Origin of the sequence: Oceanobacillus sp. MO10714A, assembly GCF_037072045.1 — a bacterium.
GTDB classification, from domain to species: domain Bacteria; phylum Bacillota; class Bacilli; order Bacillales; family Amphibacillaceae; genus Oceanobacillus; species Oceanobacillus indicireducens.
The window spans coordinates 22,389-43,145 of record NZ_JAXHDC010000008.1; the positions used below are offsets into that span (position 1 = coordinate 22,389).

Sequence of the window (20,757 nt, forward strand, 5' to 3'; positions counted from 1 at the left end):
ATCTAAAAAAATCGAGAAGCAGCTGTAGTTCTGCTTCCCGATTTTTCTTATGCTTAATAGCCATAAATAACCTCTGGTATATGATCGCGGAGGACAAGGTCGTCAAGACTTTTAAATTGATATCCTTCCTCTTTTAAATCCGTTATCAATGCAGCAAGCGCTTCAGCATTGTCTTTAGAAACTGTATGAAGTAAAACTATTGCACCTGGATGGATTTGTTCCATCACTTCTTCATACGCATAACGCCAGCCTTTCTGATTGGATGTCTCCCAGTCTTTAAATGCAAGCGACCAAAAGATATGAATGTAACCTAATTCATTTGCCCATTCCAATGTCTGCTCACTGAAAATGCCTCTTGGGGGGCGTAGATATTTCAAATCTTTTTGATCGGAAACTTCTCCCACTTTTTCCGCCAAGTCTTCAAGTTCTTTTTGCATAGCTTCTTTCGTTAAAATGGAGAAATCAGGATGATGATAGGAATGATTTCCAATAATATGCCCTTCATCAACCATCCGTTTTACTAATTCAGGGGCGGTCTCAACATAATGTCCGGTGACAAAGAAGGTAGCTGGAACATTTTCCTTTTTCAATACGTCTAAAATTTGCGGGGTGTACCCTTCCTCATAGCCATTATCGAACGTTAAATAAATATATTTCCCGCCAGATTGATCGGCGAAATATGCGCCATATTCCTGTAAAAGCGGATTATAGGAGCCGATTTCCGGTATTTCTCCGCCCTGACCTTTTTTATAGCCCCAGCCATAACCCTTTGCATCAACTTCATTCTCTAAACTGAATCCAAGAAGCAGTGCAAAAATGAAACAAAACCCTAACAAACGCTTCATCAACAACACCCTTTTTTTCCTAGCATAACCTGTAAGGACGAAATTATGCGGAAGTGGGACAGTTGGGGTCAGAGCATTTGTCCCACTTCGTGCGGGACAAATGCTCTGACCCCCGTGTCCCGAAAAAACTACAGGATCATTGCTGCAATCCAGCCGAATATGATCAGTGGGATGTTGTAGTGGATGAATGTTGGTACAACTGTATCCCAGATATGGTTATGATTGCCATCCGCATTTAAACCGGATGTCGGTCCAAGGGTACTGTCAGAAGCTGGTGATCCTGCGTCACCAAGAGCACCTGCCGTTCCGATTAGTGTAGCGATTGCTAATGGCGAAAATCCTGCCGCTACACATATTGGAACATATAAAGCAACTAAAATCGGAATCGTACCGAACGAAGAACCGATTCCCATAGTTACAAGAAGTCCTACTAATAAAAGAATAAATGCAATGACAGCCTGATTATCGCCAATAAAACCAGCAGATGCCTCAACTAATGCATCGACTGCTCCAGTTTCGCGTAAAACTGTTCCGTAACCGGAAGCAACAAGCATAATAAAGGCAATCATTCCCATTAGTCCAATCCCGTCAGCCATAATTTTATCCAGATTCCGGTAGGGAACAACGAGAAAGGCAAACATAACGAGCAGCCCAGCTAACGCACCAAGGATTAAATTTTGTGTTATAATTTGGACGACTAAAGCCGCTACAATTGCGAAGATCGTAAATAAATGTTTCTTATTGAAGGTAAGGTCCTCTTCACCTATCGTCTCAACATTTATAGTGCCACTCCCTCCAGATCCTTTCACCGGGTCTCTTTCTTTCCGGTACGTAATAAAGATTGCGACAAATAGTCCAACTACCATTCCAAGTCCAGGAATTAACATAGCAAATGCTGTGTCCCATGCAGTTAACTCAATGCCACTCTCCGCTAAGCCATCAACAATGATACCGTGGAAAATAGCGCCAAAGCCTAACGGAAGCATTACATACGGCGCTTTTAACCCAAATGTCAGTGCTGTAGCAACAGCCCGGCGATCAATCCGCATCTTGTTAAACAACTTCAGAAGCGGTGGGATTAAAATGGGAATAAATGCGATATGCACAGGAATCGCGTTTTGAGATAGACAAGCGATTCCAGCGATAACAAGCAAAATCGTCGCTCTCTTCCCAGACAATTTATTGATTACAAAATTCACGAGAAAGCCTGTTATTCCCGTATAACTAATAGCAATCGCGAACGCTCCTAATAAAATATAACTTAAAGCCGTATTCGCCTGACCACCCATTCCACTTACAAGTAAATCAATCGTATCTACAAATGAAAGTCCTGACATGACGCCTGCAACAATTCCAGCTGCAATCAGCGCTAACACAACGTTAAGTCGTAATAAGCTGAGGATAGTCAGCACAAGAACGGAAACAAGAACAACCCATTCCACCTATTTCTTCCCCCTTAAAATCTTTACTCTTTCACCACTTTAATACTTCATCATAATAAAGCATTAAAGATAAAAAAGCAACAGTTTTTTAAAAGAGAAACGGGACACGGGGGTCAGAGGCAATGTCCCACTTCATTGGGACATTGCCTCTGACCCCCGTGTCCCGCCTGTTTACTTCACTTGGAAGGAATAGGATAGGTGGTTTTGGACAGGAATCCATGCTCCGATTCCCTGTTTTGTTACATTTTTAATTGTTAGTTGTTTTTTTGTTCCCTTTAATTGGATATATACTTCTCCGAAAGTTACCCGGCCCTTTTCATGAACAGCTGGTGTATACGCTTCAAGAATTCCTAATTTTTCTGGAGGAACAGGATAACCATGAGCCATTTTTGTATTCCGCCCTATCTCCACTTCATAGGAAAGAGGAAGCTTGGTTTTATCTTTCGCTTTTTGCAGTAACATTTTCCTTACCGTTTCTGCATTAGCAATCTTATTCGTGAGCATTCCTTTAATTTCCTTATGTTCCTGTTGAATATAGTTCATCTCCTGCTGACCATCGGGACCGTTTTGGAACTCATTTTTATTAATAGCCTGGTATTCCCAATTCACTCCTGTTTCCAATGATTCGTACTTTAATGGCCAGCGCCCAAGATAAATCTCTCCACGATACCCGAAACCAATTGGAGACGGATCGATACTTGTCTCATTCAGCTGTTGAATCAACTCCGAGTTTTCAATTGCAACAGAGGCACTGTCCAGAAGTTCCTTCGTCTCCTTGCTCGGCTCAACGACTTCATTATCGGAATCGTCACTTTGCACCGTGTTTTCCTTTGATATATCTAATACATGACTCGGTATTTCAAAATTTTCTTCCGTTTCTTTTTTTTCCTCAGCAAAAAATACTACAGGAAATGTAAGCAGGATGAAAAATGCAGCAATCATACCGGATAAACGCTTAATGTTCATGGACCTCCATCCTTTCTTTTCCTATAGTTTTTTCGCTTCATGGAAAAATATACGCGCGGGCAGCACAAAAAATATGCGGATCCGTTCGTTCTTGTAGAGGCCCGCATGTTTTCATTCGCATTGTCAGTGCCTTACTCTTCGATAGGGAAGGAAAGCAACAGTAAGTCAAGTTTTTGTAGTAAGCTGGGTATCATTAGAAAGTAAAAAAAGTCCACACACCTCAATTTGATATGCTCCCAATATGTGAAGGTGGGGATATACAGCCGTAAATCCCTAATTCGGTTCAACTAACATTCAGTGGGGAGGTAAGGATACCCCACTGAATGAAGTTTCACTTTTTTATAGATATTCACTAAACCTGTCTTCGAGACGATCTTGAAGAACAGATATTAGTCCGCATATCGGCCAGTAAATTAAAGCAACTAATATATACATTGTCATCGAGTCGAACGTTCTTCCAGCTATAATCTGAGCTTTCTGAAATAGTTCAGGCACCGTAATCATCGCGGCAAGCGAAGTTCCTTTTACGATACTTAAGAATACGTTCGATAACGGCGGAATTGCAATCCTCACCGCCTGTGGCAAAATGATTTTCCTCATCGTCGTCCAGTAAGGGATATTGAGCGCTTTTGCTGATTCCCATTGCCCAACATCAATACTATTTAACGCGGAACGATTAATTTCAGCTATATATGCCGCACTATTCAGACCGAATGCAAGTACTGCTGCCGTAAATGCAGAAAGCTCGATTCCGATTACAGGCAATCCAAAATAAAGAATAAAAAGAAAAACGATCATTGGAGTCCCGCGTATAAATGAAATATAAACTCTTGATGGGAATCTTAAAATAAATCTTTCAGAACCCCTTCCAAGGGCTAGAAAGAAACCAAGCACGAGACCGAACACCATGCCAAGCACGGAGAGATACAATGTCATCGGCACACCTTTTAACAAGAAAGGCAAGCTTTCAAGCGCCAATTCGAGGTCAAATAAACTACTCAATTGGATATAATCTATTTCAAACATGAGCATCCCTACTTATTTCGCTATACCTTCAATTTCTATAATATCTTCTTCCGGCTCTACAGACACATCTTGTCCATCAAAAAACTCTTCTGATATTTTCTTTAAAGTTCCATCTTCTAGCATGTCCGCAACTATTTGTTCTACCTCTTGATGCAGCTTATCTGCGTGTTTCGGCATAACAATGCTTGCTGTTGATGTGTGGAATTTTAAATCCGGATGGAGCTCAATATTAAACTCAGGAAATGCCTGGATTGCAAGACTTTGTAAATAATAATCATTAATAACGACGTCTGTTCTACCATTATGTACGTCTCTTAAATAAGCATCATTAGTCGCGTTTCCGTATGTTTTTACTTCTGCCCCAAATTTCTCAGCGATTTCACTATATACCGTTGTAGCAGCCCCCCCGGCAATTTTTCCTTCGAGGTCTTCCAGACTGTTAATGCCCGAGTGATCATCTTTACGAACGATCATCGTTGCATAAGAATATTTAATCGGTTGTGTGTAAGAGAACTTTTCTTTTCTCTCCCCGCGAAGTCCCATCGCCGTCATATCAATACGTCCTGAATCAAGTGCTGTAAGAATTGCATCAAATCCCATGACTTCAAATTCGATATCAACACCTAACCGATTGGCGATTTCCCTCTGGATTTCTACTTCATAACCCGTCAGTTCATCTGAGTCTTCTGGATAATAAGTCGATGGATAGAGCGTTCCTGCAGTGCCAACTGTCAAAACACCTTCATCCTGAATCTTCTCCCAAACTTCATCCGTCACCTCAGATTCTGAAACGCCCGCAGAAGTGCTTTCTTTATCATCTCCGCCACACGCGGCTAAGAGAGTGATCAAACCAATAGCCAACAATAATACGAATCGCTTCACATATACCCCTCCTGTTATAATGTTTTTTCATTTTTGATTGTAACACATTTCCTTCTTTTACAACAGATATGTAACCTATTTAAATATTCAGGAGTAAAGTCTGTTATAGTTGGCGATTAATATAGTGCAAACAGTCTACACATTAAAATAAGGCAGTCAGACTCCTAACCGCCTCATTCGAACGTCTTTTTGCTCCATGCCTGCTCATGCAGAGAAGCATTTAATACTCCACCAATCAGCACAATCATTCCAAATAAATAAAACCAGATCATAAGTACAATAACTGTTCCTAGACTTCCATAGGTTGTTGAATAATTCCCAAGTGTTCCTACATAAAAGGAAAAAGCCCAAGATACCAATTGGAAGCCGACCGTGGAAAATAGCGCTCCCCAAACAATATGCCTAAAGTACACCCTCCGATTTGGAGTAAGCCGATACAGTGCAACAAGGGCAATAAAAAAGATGATAGAAGAAGTCACCCAACGAAACGTCTCCCATATTTGCAAGAACTCAGCTGAAAAACCGAACCAAGAGAAGAAATATTCTCCGATCATCTTTCCAAACACCGGTAATAATAATGCAACAATGACGACAAAAAACATCCCAATGGTAAGCAGTATGGATAAGAGACGGTAGATGATGAATATTCTCTTCGGTTTTATCTCATAAGCGCGGTTCAATGCTTTCCGGACTGCATTTACCCCGTTAGAAGCTGCCCAGAGTGTACCGATGATTCCTACGGATAGGAGGCCACCACTTTGAATTTGCAGCATTGATTCAATATTTGACTCGATTAAATCATATACTTGTGGTGGAGCATAATTGACAATGGTTTGTAAAATAACCTCTTCGTCCAAAGAGAAATAACCGATTAAGTTAAATAAAAACAACAGAAAGGGAAAAAGCGACAAAAGGAAAAAATAAGCCAGCTGTGCCGCCAAGCCAAAAACGTCGACTTTCTCCATTCGTGCATAAAATTCTTTTAAAACTGGGATGAGATTTTTCAATTTCTTATCCTCCACCGATAAAAGACAATGACCCCATCACAAGATTTGAGATGGGGTATTCCTTCTATGTTCTTTATTTTCCGTAATCGTATTATTTTTTACTAACTAAGCGGTCAAGTGTGGATTCTACTTGCTCAAGCGCATTGATCGTATTTTCAGCCCCAACAGAAATATTCGCATTCAATTTATCGAATGAATCACGTAATTTATGCACCGTTTCCGTCGGATTGCTTAACAGGTCACCTGAGTTGTCTTTTAATTTGTTCAGACAGGTTTTCGTATAGTTGCGTGCATCCTTATCAAATTGCATTGCGAGGGCACCAAGTAACGCTCCTGCTACAACGCCAGCGATTAATTTCTTTTGTCCCATTTTGTTCTCTCCTTTTCCAATTCTTTTTCTATCATACCATGTTCTATCATTATCTTATATTATAAGCGAATTAATTTAGATGAATCAATGAAAGCTGTAATAATCTCTGTTTTTTTATCGAAGTTCTTCGTTTTACTACACCGTTTTATTACACCATTATAAAATTTAAAATAAAAATTCAAAAAAGTCTTGACTTATTTATAAATATTCGGAATATTAGATAGTATAAATTGAATTACAAAAAGGATAGGGGGATGATGAAATGGTAGATTTTCTAGACAAGGTAAGTGGTTTTGTATGGGGACCGCCTCTCTTGATTCTCATTGTTGGTACAGGGCTCTACCTCACCTTTAGACTTGGATTTGTCCAGATTACAGCACTGCCGACTGCTTTAATTAATGCTTTTAGCCGTAGGAAGCAAGACAAATTATCTGAAGGGGATATCACCCATTATCAAGCATTAACAACTGCAATGGCGGCAACGGTAGGAACAGGAAATATCGTTGGAGTTGCCACAGCAGTTATCGCGGGTGGACCCGGAGCTGTATTTTGGATGTGGGTTATGGCGATTTTTGGGATGGCTACTAAGTATGCGGAAGCGGTTCTTGCAGTAAAGTATCGGGTGAAAGATGCGAAAGGTGAAATGGCCGGTGGTCCGATGTATTACTTAGAACGTGGATTAAATGCCAAGTGGCTTGCAATTTTATTTGCAATTTTCGGTTCAATCGCTGCGTTTGGTATCGGAAACATGGTTCAAGCGAATTCCGTTTCAGCTGCTGCTTCAAACACTTTTAATATCCCGACATGGGTTACTGGTATTGTTCTTTTTATTATTACTGCGATTGTTATTCTTGGCGGGATTAAAAGCATTGGACGAGTAACAGCTTACCTTGTACCGGTTATGGCTGTATTTTATGTTTTTGGCGGTTTAATTATTATGATTCTGAACGTTGATTTAGTACCAACTGCTTTCAATATCATTTTAACCGATGCCTTTACGGCAAATGCGATTGGAGGAGGTATTTTAGGTACGGTGATCCGCTATGGTGTTGCCCGGGGTATTTTCTCCAACGAAGCAGGCCTTGGTTCTGCACCGATAGCAGCTGCTGCAGCCAAGACCGATTATGCGGGTAGACAAGGACTTGTTTCTATGACACAAGTATTTATCGATACGATTATCGTTTGTAGTATTACTGGAATTACAATTGTTATGGCTGACTTGCATCAGACAGGGATTGATGGCGGTGCTCTAACAAGTGAATCTTTTGCCGTCTTTCTCGGGACGCCTGGCATGTATATCGTTGGTATCGCAACAATTTTATTTGCTTACTCCACACTGATTGGCTGGTCTTATTACGGTGAGAAATGCTTTAACTATCTCTTTAAAAGTACAAAGGCCATCACGATCTATCGCACGGTATGGGTTTTTGTCGTACTTTTCGGTTCCATTACGCTAATTGATATCGTTTGGCTTTTCTCGGATATCTTCAATGCACTGATGGCTATTCCTAACTTGATAGGACTGCTTGGATTGTCTGGGGTAGTTGCATACGAGACGAAACGATTCCTCAAAGTTGCGAAAGAAGAAAAGGCAGCAGAGAAAAGGGCAAAAGTTTCTTAATAAGTGTTAATTTAAAAAATGGCAATTCCATCCGTATGACCATCTGATGGAATTGCCATTTCATGTTAAACCGAAATTGTGGTTCCGCCCCTCTATCTGGCTTTTAAGAACCATAGTTTATTTTTTCAATGAGGGAGATGACTTCTTGCCCTTCTGCTGGATCGATGGTGATTAATTTTGTAGTTGTGATAAACGACTCCGTGAAAATCTTTATATCTTCTTCACTAAAATCATTTGGAATGTTCGTTTCCCAGCGTAACGGAACATAGTAGCGATTAATCGTGCCATCGCCATTTCCGCTATAAGTTATTGAACCGTCAACTAAGCGACTACCCGTCAACTGAATGACATCTTCCGGATAAGTAGCACTTGATTCCCAATTTGGATTAAGTGGTTCCCCTTCTGCAATATGGCGGACGTTTAATTCATCGATCTCATGATCCGGTCCAAGTTGCAACCAAATGCGTGCATATTCAATCTCTTCATTCGTGTAAGATGCGAGTGAATCCGTCTTCTCGTCCTCTGGTGTCGTGTCATCTTCCTCTGTATCTGAAGCCGAATTCTCTTCCATCTCAGTTGTAATAGAAGCACTTTTCGCCTTCTTCTCCTCTTCAATCGTCTCTTCTTCATCTTCCTCGATTACCCAATCGATAGGAAGCTTTTCTTGTATTTGCTGATCGATTTCATCATTCGTATTATGTTTAGCTGCAACTGTATCTTCGTTATTCCCGCAAGCAGCGAGTAAGAGCAGACATAAACCAATCCAGAATAAATTTCGACTCCTCAATCTATACACCTCCATACCATATGTACTAATGGGGGGCAGAGCATTTGTCCCAGTTCGGAATGGGACAAATGCTCTGACCCCATGTCCCACTAAGCTAATGACGCAATGCATTGTTGGTCGTTGTTTTTGGCGGAGTTAACGTAGGTGGAGACGGGGTAGGCTGTGAGTGTTGGGTCTTCAAATTGTTTTAAAAGTTCACTTACTTGGGAGGGAGCGAATTGCACCGGCTGAACCCATTCATCTTCTGCATGTTTCGGTAGAATGATTGGCATTCGGTGATGGATATCCTTCATGAATCCATGGGAATCCTTTGTTAAAATTGTACAAGTAAATAACGTCTCGTCACCTTGTGTCCATTTATCCCAAAGCCCGGCAAAAGCAAAGAACTTCCTATTTTCCACTTGAATCCGTTGCGGAATTTTCTCCTTGTCCGTTTGTTTCCACTCATAAAAACTATCCGCAATGATCAAACAACGTCTTTTCGCCATCAACTGTTTAAAACTCGGTTTCACATGAGCTGTTTCACTTCTTGCATTAATCATTTTATAACCAATCTTCGGGTCATCTGCCCAAGAAGGTACAAGTCCCCAGCGTAAATAGCCGGCCCGCTTTCTCTTTCCGTCATGGATAATTGCGAGCACTTGTTGACCTGGTGCTACATTATAACTTTCATGAAAATCATCTATCGGTTGTTCCAATGCAAATTCATCTAGAAGCTCCAATTGATCCCCTAGTAGTGTATATCTGCCGCACATATAGAGATCCTCTCCTTAAAATATACTCAAATCCCAGTGGCTCGCAATATGGCGCAACAAGCGGATACCCGCGGTACTATTTCCCTGTTTATCGAGAGCTGGACCATATACCCCGATTCCGCAGCCATCCATAAATGGCAGTAACTCATCCCTTGCCCGCGGTGGTACTGTAGCCATTATACCACCCGAGACACCACTTTTTGCAGGAATCCCAACATAGGCAGCAAATTTTCCAGATGCATCGTACATTCCACAAGTAAGCATTAACACTTTTGCCAGTCTTGCTATTTGCGTTGGAATTACTTCTTCCCCAGTCATCCTATCTATACCGTCATTAGCGAGAATCAGTCCTAATCTTGCAAGGTCTTCCGCTGACACTTCAATCGAACATTGCTTAAAATACGTTTCCAATGTTATTTCCAAATCCGATTCAAGTACACCGGTTTCTAATAGGAAATAACCAATGGCCCGATTGCGAATTGACGTTTCCCGTTCAGATTCGTACACTTCAATATCCAATTCCGGACGGTGGCCAAGAATTTTTTCAAACAGTTGAAAAATACCTTCCAACTTTTCATCTGACGTTTTGCCTTCCAGTAAAGAAGTAACCGTAATTGCACCAGCATTCACTAGTGGATTGAATGGTTTTTCGATTTTTTTCATTTCCAAGTGCATAATAGAGTTAAATGCCTCCCCCGTCGGCTCCACATCCACCCGGTTCAGTACATAAGACATACCACGTTGCATGCAGGCAACAATAAAAGCAAAGACCTTCGAAACACTTTGGATAGAAAATGTTGTATCGATATCTCCCGATTGTATGGTCATTCCATTATTACCGATAATAACGATTCCTAGGGCATTTGGATCTGCTTTTTCTAACTGTGGAATATAGGAAGCAAGTTTACCGTCCGTTGTATGTTTCCGGTAAAATTTAACCCAGTCGTCGACATAATTCTGCAGCCATTCCTGGGTCAGCTCTGTATTTAGATTTGTAGAACCTTGCACCATCACCATCACCTCTTCTTTACTATATTTTACGCGATCTGCTGCAAAAGTCTCCATCATTTAGCATAAAGCAAAATTTCAGGCAGTGGGGTGCTTTTTTCCTTCCCCACTGATTATTAGTTGAACGAATCAGGTCGTTACTATTTGTTAATCTCCCGCTTCGTTTTTTGACCTTTTTTAAAAGATAAGTATAAAATAAAAATGCTGTAATAAGTATCCAGGGCTAGTCACGTCCGGCTCCAACACCTTAGTTCCTCTAAATGCGGGAGTGAAACAGACAGATACATTGCGACAATTTTACCTCTATTGTAGCAAGTTTCCATCATTTAAGACAAAGAAAAGAGGAGACTGCATCCAGCCTCCTCATTTTTCCTCTTATGTTATTTACCAATAAACATCTGTGTCCAGTGGTTTCCTTGCTCAACAAAGCCAACTCCAATGTGGGTGAAGCTGCTGTTCATAATGTTTTCGCGGTGGCCGGGGCTGTTCATCCAAGCATTTACTACTTCTTCTGGTGAACGCTGACCTTGAGCGATGTTCTCTCCAGCTGCGTTATAGTTGATGCCATAGTTCTTCATCATATCAAATGGTGAACCGTGGACAGGGCTATTATGATCGAAGTAACCATTTGTAGCCATGTCTTTTGATTTGTCGCGAGCTACCTTACTTAGTTCATTATCGATTTGTAACGGTGCAAGTCCTTGTTTTGCCCGTTCTGCGTTTGTAAGTTCAACGACCTTAGCTTCAAATTCACTTAATTCATTTTGCTGTCCTGCTTCCTCTGCTGGCTGCTGGGACTCCTGCGGCTGCTCTGGTTGCGGTTGTGGTGTCGCATTTGGTGCCTCAGGTGTTTCCGGTTGTTCTTGGACCGGTGCCTTCTCTTGTGGCTTACTTACTTCTTTATTCTTTTCAACTGGCTGTTCTTGTTCCGGCTGCTCTGCTTCTTTAGCAGGTTCTTCCACTTCAACTTGTTCTTTCTCTATTTCTTGTTTCCCTACTCCAATGAGTTTCTCAATTCGCTCCCAATCGAAGTTTGTAAGACATTTCGCTTGAACTTTATCGAAAGCTTTATTTAATAGATTAGAAACTTCTTCCTGTGTTAGGCTTCCTGACTCTCCATTAATAGTGTAATGGATTTTATATGGTGACTGCTGCTCAACAGACTTGGCATCTGCAGTAGATGTGAACGCACCACCTCCAAATGTCAAGATTGCAGTTGCTGCAGTAATGATTGTTATTTTGCGAAGCATGTTTACCTCTCCTTGTATGTTTATTTTTGTGTTGCCTTGCTTGCAAAATCATCATATCACAGCTTTTTTGTAATATTTACGGGAGAGATTTCCAATTGATTCTTCCATTTTACTAGAGGTTATAGAATTTGCGAAAAACATAAGATTCCTATCGTTTTAGAGTCCGTATAAAAATTGGAATAAAGGAAATTGCTAAGTGCTATGGCAATTTTTGCTAGAAATACACCCTTGACACCCTCCAAATATCGACTTTTTATTACAAAAAAGATGATTTTTTATTACAAGATATGAGAAAATGTAATTGAAATGTTACTTGATTTCCCCCCCTAAGCTGTTTTACGTTAAAGAGAGGCAGTTTATAATTGCAAGAGGACTATCTCATTAATGTATTGATTAATTCAACAAGAATAGATGAAATTACACATTGGAGGATTTAACATGTTTTCAAATGCAGAAATTGGAATTGACTTAGGAACCGCAAATATCCTTATTTATTCAAAAACAAAAGGTGTCGTTTTAAATGAGCCGTCTGTTGTAGCGATTGATGTGAATACTAAAGATGTTGTTGCAGTTGGTACAGAAGCGAAAGAAATGATCGGGAAAACACCGAAAAACATAATCCCAATTCGCCCGCTCCGGGACGGAGTCATTGCTGATTATGATGTTACCGCCCAGATGCTTAAAGTATTATTAAAGAAAGTAAGTAAGAAAATCGGCGTCTCCATGCGGAAGCCAACTGTTGTCGTCTGTACACCAGCAGGCAGCACTGCTGTTGAGAGACGAGCAATTCATAATGCAATCACAAGCTTCGGCGCAAAAACAGTACACTTAATTGAAGAACCAGTTGCAGCCGCAATCGGGGCGGACCTCCCAGTAGACGAACCACTTGCAAGTGTTGTCGTTGATATCGGCGGAGGTACTTCGGAGGTCGGGATTATTTCCTTTGGTGGAGTCGTTTCCTCGAACTCGATTCGGGTCGGAGGAGATAATTTAGATGAAGAAATCATTCATTATATCCGGAAAACCTATAATGTTTTAATCGGGGAACGGACAGCCGAGAATATTAAAATGGAAATCGGCTATGCTCATCCGAACCATAAAGAGGACATGATGAGTATCCGCGGCCGGGATATGGTGACAGGCTTGCCGAAAACAATTGATATTACGTCAACCGAGATTCATGAGGCGATTAAAGAGCCACTCCTTAAAATTCTTGATGCAGTGAAGGCTACACTTGAAAACTGTCCACCGGAGTTAAGTGGAGATATTGTCGATCACGGCGTTGTTTTAACAGGCGGAGGATCCTTGCTGCAGGGTATGAAAGAATGGCTTGCAAGCGAACTGAATGTCCCAGTACACATGGCACCAAACCCGCTTGAAGCAGTCGCAATCGGCACAGGCAAATCCCTAAAAATCATCAACAAACTACAAAAAGCAGCAAAATAACGGGACATGGGGGTCAGAGCATTTGTCCCACTCGAAAAATAAAAAGCCTTCCGAGCAGATTACGCTTGGAAGGCTTTTTCATTCTATTACTTAAAGGAGCATTTCCTTTATTTCTATCCCTCTTTCTTTTAACGCAGCAATATACACTTCACCAGGGACTGCACGCTCAGGCGGATAGACTCCCCTCTTTGCAATCGTTCCTGCAGCGATTAGCTGAGCGACAATCGAGATCGTACTTGCTGTCACCCGTGCCATCGCGGTTATATTTCTGCTCGTATCCTTGAACGTCTGCATTTCATACTGATACGTTCGCGGCTCCCCTTTTTTCATTCCAGTAACGGCAACCCGGAGTAACACCGCATCCTCCTTGTCCCGAAGATCCACAATTGGATCAATCGCTTGTAAGACAACTTTGCGCGGATTCACCTTTTTCCCTTCTACTTCCACTTCCATATCTTTTTTTGTCAAATTCAAGTCAACGAGTAATTTGAACTTTTCCGCATGACCAGGATAGCGAATCGTCTTATACTCCAATGTCTGCACATCCGAATACGACTGGGTTAACGTCGAAGTTCCCCCTGACGTATGAAATGCTTCTAATGGACCGAACTTTTCAAAATATATTTCCTCCACTTCTGATAAGGAAGGGATTAATTTTTGCTCTCCATCACGGATAATGAGTGACGGATCTGTATAATGGTCAAAAACTCCCTCCATCGAGAATACATGATTGTATCCAAGTGGCGGCTCGGGACGAACTGGAATCCCGCCCACGTAAAGCTTAATTTCCTTAAGTTGGTCAAGTTTGCTTGCCCCGTAGCCCGTAAGAATATTAATCATCCCTGGCGCGACACCTAGGTCAGGAATAATTGTAACTCCTTTACTCTTCGCCTTGTCATCTAAACTTAAAACCCGGTCTGTCATCCCGCCAATGTGCCCACCTAAATCTACCACATGTGTACCAACATCTATTCCCGTCTTGGCAACCATTTCATTAAAGGAATAAAAAAGCGCATTAATGACGACATCAAACCGCTTCATAAACTTGCCTAATTCACCGGAGTCACTTGCATCAACCTTAGCCGTAGCAAGTTTTTTCGAATCAATTGTTTGCTCCGCTCGCTTCAGCTTCCCCGAATCAACATCCGCAAGTCCTACAACTTGTACGTCTTTATTGTTCACTAAATCCCTTGCTGCTTCTGTCCCCATCAATCCAGAACCAAGAACACCGATTTTCATCTGCATCCCCCCGTTTGTAGGTGTTATAAACTATCATTCTTCCACATCAATTTGGGCACGCTGCAATTTCCCGCTGTAATCAACATAGACCGCTTTCCATTCGGTAAATACATCTAAAGCCTGGACACCAGAATCACGGTGACCATTCCCCGTTCCTTTTGTTCCCCCAAACGGTAAATGAATTTCAGCACCTGTTGTTCCTGCGTTCACGTAAACAATTCCTGTATCCAAATCCCGCTTCGCCTGGAAGACTCGATTAACATCCTGAGTGAAAATTGAACTTGATAGCCCGTACGTTACCCCATTATTCACCTCAATCGCTTCCGCAAAACTTTTTACAGGTATAATGGAAACAACCGGTCCAAATATTTCTTCCTGGGCAATGCGCATCGAACTAGTAGCATCTGTAAATAATGTCGGTTCAAAATAATATCCTTTCGTATAGGAATTCCCTGTAAGTACGCGCCCGCCAGCGAGTAACCTCGCCCCTTCTTCTTTTCCAATCTCGATATAACGCTCAATCTTTTCAAGACCTGCTTGATTAATAATCGGTCCGACTTTAATACCCTCTTCCAAACCGTCACCAATCGTCAAACCTTTCATCGCCTTTAAAAGGCGTGTTTCAAATTCTTCCTTCACCGCTTCATGGACAATAACCCGACTGCATGCTGTACAGCGCTGGCCACTTGTCCCAAATGCACTCCAAACGACCCCTTCAACTGCTAAATCAAGATCGGCATCATCCATCACAATAACCGCATTCTTTCCGCCCATTTCAAGAGACACTTTCTTTAGTTGCCTTCCACAATCAACAGCGATATTACGACCAACCTCATTCGATCCCGTAAAGGAAATCACCCGGATATCTTCATGATGCACCATTGCATCCCCAACTGTACGACCTGTCCCAAACACAACATTGATCACCCCTTTAGGTAACCCAGCCTCATCAAAAATATTCGCCAGTTCATAAGCCATGATTGGTGTCTCTGTTGCCGGTTTCCAGACGACGGCATTTCCTGCGACAATCGCCGGAAAGGACTTCCATGTCGCAATCGCAATCGGAAAATTCCACGGCGTAATAATGCCTACAACACCTATTGGCGCCCGCTCGCTCATCGCGAATTTATCCGGCAATTCCGCTGGGGTCGTTTGACCGAATAATCGTCTTCCCTCCCCCGCCATATAAAACGCCATATCAATTCCCTCTTGGACTTCTCCTCTTGCCTCTTCCAGCACCTTACCATTTTCCATTGTAAGGAGACGGGAGAGGTGCTCCTTTTTCTCCTTCATGAGTGAACCGACCCGGTAAAGAATCTCGGCTCGCTGTGGTGCTGGGACGAGCGCCCATTTTTTCTGGGCGAGTTTCGCTGCTGCTACCGCTTCGTCAACGTCTATTTTTTCCGACAGAGGCACTTGGGCGATTTCCTCACCTGTTGCGGGGTTAAATACAGACGTCCGATTCTCCGCATCTACCCATTCACCAGCAATATAATTTTGCAATACTTTTTCTTCCATGTTAAAAAACCTCCTTCTATATTCTACTTTTATAATAGGAAAGCATGCTTCAAACTTTAGTTTTTTTAGCAGCCTCAACTGAAAGCGATTACAACCCTATATACTATATTCGATATTTCTTTGCTTTTTCCTGTTTCCTGTGTAAAATTACCAATAAGCCTAACGGAAATATACGGAAATCACGCTTATTCAAGTTCAAGGGAGGAATAATGTTGCAGCTTGTTACGGTAGACTTTGACGGAACTTTATTTCAAGGGGATTCTTTTAAACTAATGTTCCAGGCAGGAAGGAAAGAGTTCGGTATTAAGGAATTGGCAACCGTATTAATCGGCACAGCCCAAGCCTTATTTCTAGGAATAACAAGAGGAAAACATGCGCTTCGGATTCATTTCTTCCAAGCGTTCGCCAAAACCTTCAAAGGTAAAACGGAAGAAGAGCTTGCTAGCTTTTTCGATGAGTTGATTGCAGCTGGAAGAAATCAGATTAATGAACCGCTTGTACATAAAATAAAAGAACATCAAGAAAGCGGCAAACAAGTCATTATTTTATCCGGGGCATTAAAGCCATTTTTAGATGCATTGATTGAAAAACTTGGGCTTACCGTTACAACAATCGGTACAGAATTGCTCTTTGATCAAGATGGAAGATGCACTGGGGCAACTGGTCCTGTCATTAACGGAGAAGAAAAGGTACGAGCAGTCGCCAATTGGTTGGATAAACTTCAACTTGATCCCGAAGAAACAGAGATTTGGGCATATGCAGATAGTGAAAGTGATATTCCCCTCCTCCATTTTGTCGATAAACCGATTATCGTTAACCCAAAGGATGGGATGCGTGAAGTGGCCAAAGCGAAACAATGGCCGATTTTTGGAGAGAATTAATAGAACAGAAAGGAGAAAGACCGTCCATACTTCAGCCTCGTATGGAGCGGTCATTTTCCCTCTTCACATCCTAATCAAACGTAACTGCCAAGCCCTTAAGTTTAAGGGACGGGGATCCAATATAACCAGAACTACTCATTGGTGAAAATTCAAGATCCGCCCCGACCTCTTCAATATCTTGTAAAACTTCAAAAAAGTTTCCAGCAACCGTCATAAGTGTCGTTGGGCCAATGATTTTTCCGTTCTTTACATAAAATCCATTAGCTGCAAGGGAGAAATCACCAGAAATTGGATCGGCCCCAGAATGGAGTCCGGCTAAATCAGTTATGATGATACCTTCTTCCAGATTTCCATATAACGCTTCATACATTTTTTCCGTTGGCACGACATACAAGTTCGATGGACTGACACCAATCGTTTCTTTATAAGATGATTTATACCCATGCCCTGTAGAATTAACACCATCTTTTTTTGCTGTTTTTAAATTATGGAAAAAGGATACCAGTTTCCCATTCTCTACTAAGTTCAGTTCATTTGTTGGCACACCTTCTGAATCAAAGTTCCCACTATGCGTTCCCTCCGGTAAAAAGGGATTATCCAATAATGTAACTTGTTTTGATGCTATTTTTTCATCCAGCTTTCCTTTTAATCTTGACTCGCCCTTTTGAACCGCTTCTGCAGAGAAAGAGGATGCAAAGGTTGCGACGAGTGAAGCTGCAGCAGTATTTTTTAGAATGACTGGATAATTTTTATTAGGATAAGCCTGTTCACCAAGCTGGCTTAAGCTCTTTTCAACTGCTTCTTTCGCTATTTTTTCGGCATCTAGTGCAGCAAAGTCCTTTGTTATTTTAAAATACAAATCAGACTTAATTTCCTCGCCCTCTTTTACGACGACAGAAAAGATGACGGATAAGAAATTATTTCGATCGTGTAGCGTTAATCCCTTATTATTAAACAATCCTTTTTCAATCGATTCATCCTGTATCGCAGCGTAATCCGTTTGAGAAACCCGGGGATCATAGGCATAAATTTTCTTTTCAACTTCTTTTAGGAATGCAATTTTTTCTTCCGCTGTTACATGTTGTAATGCTGTAGAGTAATAATCTGTCTTTTGGTAATCTGCACCTTCACCTGTAAAAAGTTCTTCGGGCTCACCTTCTAGTAACGGCGCATTTTCCTGAATACTTTTTAATAAAAAGGCAATAGAATCCTCATCCAGCTTCTCAGTATAGGCATAACCCATCTGCCCGTTGTAGAGCCCACGCACAGAAACACCGTTTACAGTCGATGATTCATACCCGTCTATTTCACCTTTAAAGATTTTCACAGAGAATTTTTCCTGTTTCTCATAATATAATTCTAAATCTGTAAACCCTAATTTTTCACCTTCTGTAAAAAGCTGCTTGCGAAATGTTGTTAAATCCATTTAGTTTGCCTCCCTTCCACCGACAGTAATCTCACTTACGCGTAGCATCGGCTGGCCAACATTAACTGGAATGCTTCCGCTTGATGCACCGCACATACCGGCACCATGGCCTAGGTTATTGCCAACCATATCTACCTTTTGAATCGTTTTTGCCCCATTTCCAACCAAGGTTGCTCCACGTATTGGCTTGTCAATCTTTCCATTTTTCACCATATATGCTTCATTTACAGCAAAGTTATAATCACCCGTTGCTGGATTGACCGAGCCGCCACCCATATATTTCGCATAGATGCCATGCTCCGTATTTGCAATGATTTCTTCAGGTGTAGACTCTCCTGGCGCGATATACGTATTCGTCATTCGAGACGTTGGAGCGAATTTATAAGACTCCCTTCGTCCCGAACCGGTCGATTCCGCTTCCATTCTTCTGCCATTAAATTTATCAATCATATATCCTTTTAAAATTCCATTTTCAATCAGTACGTTCTTTCTTGCCTTTTCCCCCTCATCATCGATATTAATGGATCCCCATTCATTCGGTATCGTACCATCATCAATATATGTAACAAGGTCTGAGGCAACTTGTTCACCAATCTTACCTGCAAATACCGAATTATTTTTCGCAACAGCTTCCGCCTCTAATCCATGACCGCATGCTTCATGGAAAATAACACCGCCAAATTCATTATCGATAATAACCGGGAATTTCCCGCTTGGTGCAGGGTCTGCATGAAGCATTGTGACAGCTATCCGGGCTGCTTCTTTTGCATAATGATTGAGATCCAGTCCTTCGATGAATTCAAACCCTTGATATGCACCCGGCCCATAAAATCCTGTCTGCATGTCAGTTCCGTCCGTTGCAACAGCTGCAATCGCCATCCTGCTTCGTACTCGTTTGTCTTCTACAAAAATCCCTTCTGAATTAGCGATTAATACATGTTGTTCTTCGTCGATCAACCTGATAATTGCCTGAGCGATAGCTGGATCATAATTGCTTACAATTTCACTTGCATCCCTTAATACAGCTAATTTACGGTTTTTCTCCACACTGTTCGGCATCAACTGAATCGGATGTGCTGTTTCAAACGATTGTTTTTCCAGTGGTAATATGATGTCCTTTTTACTGTTCGCCCCTTGAAGTGCTTTTGCTGCTGTTTTTGCAGCTTTTACAAGCCCTTCCTCGGAATAGTCGTTTGTATATGCATAGACACTCTGAAGCCCTTTAAAAATCCGAATCCCCACACCAAAATCACGTCCAGCTAAGCTTTTTTCTAATTTCCCGCCTTGATGATGCATGTTATTCGTAAAGCGGTCTTCCACAAATACTTCAGAAAAGTCTCCACCCGTTGTAAGTGCGGCAGAAATTACATTTTCAACTAATGTCTTATCAAGCATATGATTCCTCCTTTTTAAACTTTTCTAAAAATACATACACTTATTATACTGCAATGAATGCTTGACTGGAAAGGGAAATGAAGTTGAATTTTTAACGTCTGAAGTTTTTGTTTTAGTTAAAGAAAAAGCCTTGATGTAACAGGATTTTCTTGATAGAAAGATAGTCTAGGGGTTTTTGTGGTATAATGGAAACTTACATTTCTTCACTTTATCAATTTTTTGATGAAGGACAGGGCGGTTGGAGTTACCGCGAAAAAGGGGGATTTCTACGACAACATTCCAATCTTTAATGATTTCTTTTTCTACTATGATCATTGCGTTAATCGTAGTCCTTGTCGCTATTTTTAACACAAAAAAATAGCCCCCTGTTCGCCAAATGGCTAAGGGCTATTTTTTCTTTGTATATTAGATAACGCCACTCCCTGTTAAGAGAATGGATATCTACTTGACCACAGTTACAGCTGTGGTCATTTTTTATTATATGTTCTGTTACTATTATAATACCACATTTTTACCCAAAATACACAAACTAATAATTTTGATTGAAAAATATAATAACTAATTTCTGGAGGTCCGCAGTCCCGAAACCTCTCGCACCTGCTGAGCGGCTGGTGAGCCTCACCTCCTCTGGCAACTGTCAGTTTTATTTTCCCATTACCGTTTCATCTGGCTTAATGGGAAAACAACTGAGGGTTATTTTCCCATTAGGATGTTCTTCTTACTTTAACGGGAAAACAATAGGGAATTATTTTCCTATTAGCGCGCTTACCTTGCTCTAATAAGAAAACAAACGATTCCTATTTTCCCATACGTATGATTATCTTACTTAATTGGGAAAGTATCCGTCCGCCGGGCAACTGAACGGTAATCAGGGCACTAAAATAATAGCCGAG

Annotated in this window: 19 protein-coding genes; 4 read left to right on the plus strand and 15 right to left on the minus strand. The window is 41.3% G+C overall.

The genetic code is table 11. From position 1 onward, the window contains the following. Nucleotides 1-53 precede the first annotated feature (53 nt). The 7 genes from pdaA to SPD53_RS07535 all read right to left on the minus strand — a co-directional run bounded on the left by pdaA (nt 54) and on the right by SPD53_RS07535 (nt 6,538). Nucleotides 54-845, minus strand: coding sequence for a delta-lactam-biosynthetic de-N-acetylase (pdaA, locus tag SPD53_RS07505; protein ID WP_156856614.1), 792 nt, complete (start codon nt 843-845; stop codon nt 54-56). Nucleotides 846-973: 128 nt separating this feature from the next. Further along, entirely contained in the window at nt 974-2,287 is a 1,314-nt protein-coding gene (locus SPD53_RS07510) for a Na+/H+ antiporter family protein (RefSeq protein WP_336252143.1), read from the minus strand. A 171-nt stretch (nt 2,288-2,458) separates the two neighbouring features. Then, nucleotides 2,459-3,253: a YfkD family protein gene (locus SPD53_RS07515; protein ID WP_336252144.1), complete on the minus strand. Its 795-nt coding sequence runs from the start codon at nt 3,251-3,253 to the stop codon at nt 2,459-2,461. A 339-nt stretch (nt 3,254-3,592) separates the two neighbouring features. Beyond that, nucleotides 3,593-4,285 carry an amino acid ABC transporter permease gene (locus SPD53_RS07520; protein WP_156856617.1) on the minus strand — a complete coding sequence of 231 codons (693 nt, stop codon included), beginning with the start codon at nt 4,283-4,285 and terminating at the stop codon, nt 3,593-3,595. Between the two features lie 6 nt (nt 4,286-4,291). Further along, nucleotides 4,292-5,161 carry a transporter substrate-binding domain-containing protein gene (locus tag SPD53_RS07525; protein WP_156856618.1) on the minus strand — a complete coding sequence of 290 codons (870 nt, stop codon included), beginning with the start codon at nt 5,159-5,161 and terminating at the stop codon, nt 4,292-4,294. A 173-nt stretch (nt 5,162-5,334) separates the two neighbouring features. After that, nucleotides 5,335-6,168, minus strand: coding sequence for a YihY/virulence factor BrkB family protein (locus SPD53_RS07530; RefSeq protein WP_336252145.1), 834 nt, complete (start codon nt 6,166-6,168; stop codon nt 5,335-5,337). Nucleotides 6,169-6,259: 91 nt separating this feature from the next. After that, nucleotides 6,260-6,538: a YtxH domain-containing protein gene (locus tag SPD53_RS07535; protein ID WP_156856620.1), complete on the minus strand. Its 279-nt coding sequence runs from the start codon at nt 6,536-6,538 to the stop codon at nt 6,260-6,262. A gap of 262 nt (nt 6,539-6,800) precedes the next feature. Here SPD53_RS07535 and SPD53_RS07540 point away from each other — a divergent pair, with 262 nt between their 5' ends. Then, nucleotides 6,801-8,159 carry an alanine/glycine:cation symporter family protein gene (locus SPD53_RS07540; protein ID WP_336252146.1) on the plus strand — a complete coding sequence of 453 codons (1,359 nt, stop codon included), beginning with the start codon at nt 6,801-6,803 and terminating at the stop codon, nt 8,157-8,159. 103 nt (nt 8,160-8,262) lie between these two features. On the opposite strand, the gene SPD53_RS07545 is transcribed toward SPD53_RS07540, so the two are convergent. The 4 genes from SPD53_RS07545 to SPD53_RS07560 form a co-directional block, all read right to left on the minus strand. Continuing rightward, entirely contained in the window at nt 8,263-8,946 is a 684-nt protein-coding gene (locus SPD53_RS07545) for a hypothetical protein (protein WP_188856367.1), read from the minus strand. Between the two features lie 89 nt (nt 8,947-9,035). Continuing rightward, nucleotides 9,036-9,701 (minus strand): SOS response-associated peptidase, encoded by a 666-nt coding sequence (locus SPD53_RS07550; RefSeq protein WP_188856368.1) that lies wholly within the window; start codon nt 9,699-9,701, stop codon nt 9,036-9,038. A 15-nt stretch (nt 9,702-9,716) separates the two neighbouring features. Further along, entirely contained in the window at nt 9,717-10,712 is a 996-nt protein-coding gene (locus SPD53_RS07555; protein ID WP_188856462.1) for a glutaminase, read from the minus strand. Between the two features lie 377 nt (nt 10,713-11,089). Then, a complete protein-coding gene (locus tag SPD53_RS07560; RefSeq protein ID WP_336252147.1) occupies nt 11,090-11,959 on the minus strand; it encodes a CAP domain-containing protein in 870 nt (289 codons plus the stop codon). 438 nt (nt 11,960-12,397) lie between these two features. On the opposite strand from SPD53_RS07560, the gene mreBH reads away from it, so the two are divergent. Continuing rightward, nucleotides 12,398-13,405 carry a rod-share determining protein MreBH gene (mreBH, locus tag SPD53_RS07565; protein WP_156856625.1) on the plus strand — a complete coding sequence of 336 codons (1,008 nt, stop codon included), beginning with the start codon at nt 12,398-12,400 and terminating at the stop codon, nt 13,403-13,405. A 90-nt stretch (nt 13,406-13,495) separates the two neighbouring features. Here mreBH and SPD53_RS07570 read toward each other — a convergent pair whose 3' ends face one another. Both SPD53_RS07570 and SPD53_RS07575 read right to left on the minus strand, forming a co-directional pair. After that, nucleotides 13,496-14,644, minus strand: a complete 1,149-nt coding sequence (locus tag SPD53_RS07570) for a saccharopine dehydrogenase family protein (RefSeq protein WP_336252148.1) — start codon at nt 14,642-14,644, stop codon at nt 13,496-13,498. 33 nt (nt 14,645-14,677) lie between these two features. Then, nucleotides 14,678-16,162, minus strand: a complete 1,485-nt coding sequence (locus tag SPD53_RS07575) for an aldehyde dehydrogenase family protein (protein ID WP_336252149.1) — start codon at nt 16,160-16,162, stop codon at nt 14,678-14,680. A gap of 212 nt (nt 16,163-16,374) precedes the next feature. On the opposite strand from SPD53_RS07575, the gene SPD53_RS07580 reads away from it, so the two are divergent. Further along, on the plus strand, nt 16,375-17,043 hold the full coding sequence (locus SPD53_RS07580; RefSeq protein ID WP_188856373.1) for an HAD family hydrolase: 669 nt from the start codon (nt 16,375-16,377) through the stop codon (nt 17,041-17,043). A gap of 70 nt (nt 17,044-17,113) precedes the next feature. Here the strand turns inward: SPD53_RS07580 and SPD53_RS07585 are convergent, their stop codons facing one another. Continuing rightward, nucleotides 17,114-18,469, minus strand: coding sequence for a TldD/PmbA family protein (locus SPD53_RS07585; protein ID WP_188856374.1), 1,356 nt, complete (start codon nt 18,467-18,469; stop codon nt 17,114-17,116). Next, on the minus strand, nt 18,470-19,864 hold the full coding sequence (locus SPD53_RS07590) for a TldD/PmbA family protein (RefSeq protein ID WP_188856375.1): 1,395 nt from the start codon (nt 19,862-19,864) through the stop codon (nt 18,470-18,472). A 289-nt stretch (nt 19,865-20,153) separates the two neighbouring features. Here SPD53_RS07590 and SPD53_RS19805 point away from each other — a divergent pair, with 289 nt between their 5' ends. Then, complete coding sequence (locus SPD53_RS19805; RefSeq protein WP_373290801.1) at nt 20,154-20,225, plus strand: hypothetical protein; 72 nt, start codon at nt 20,154-20,156, stop codon at nt 20,223-20,225. The last annotated feature ends 532 nt before the right edge of the window (nt 20,226-20,757 follow it).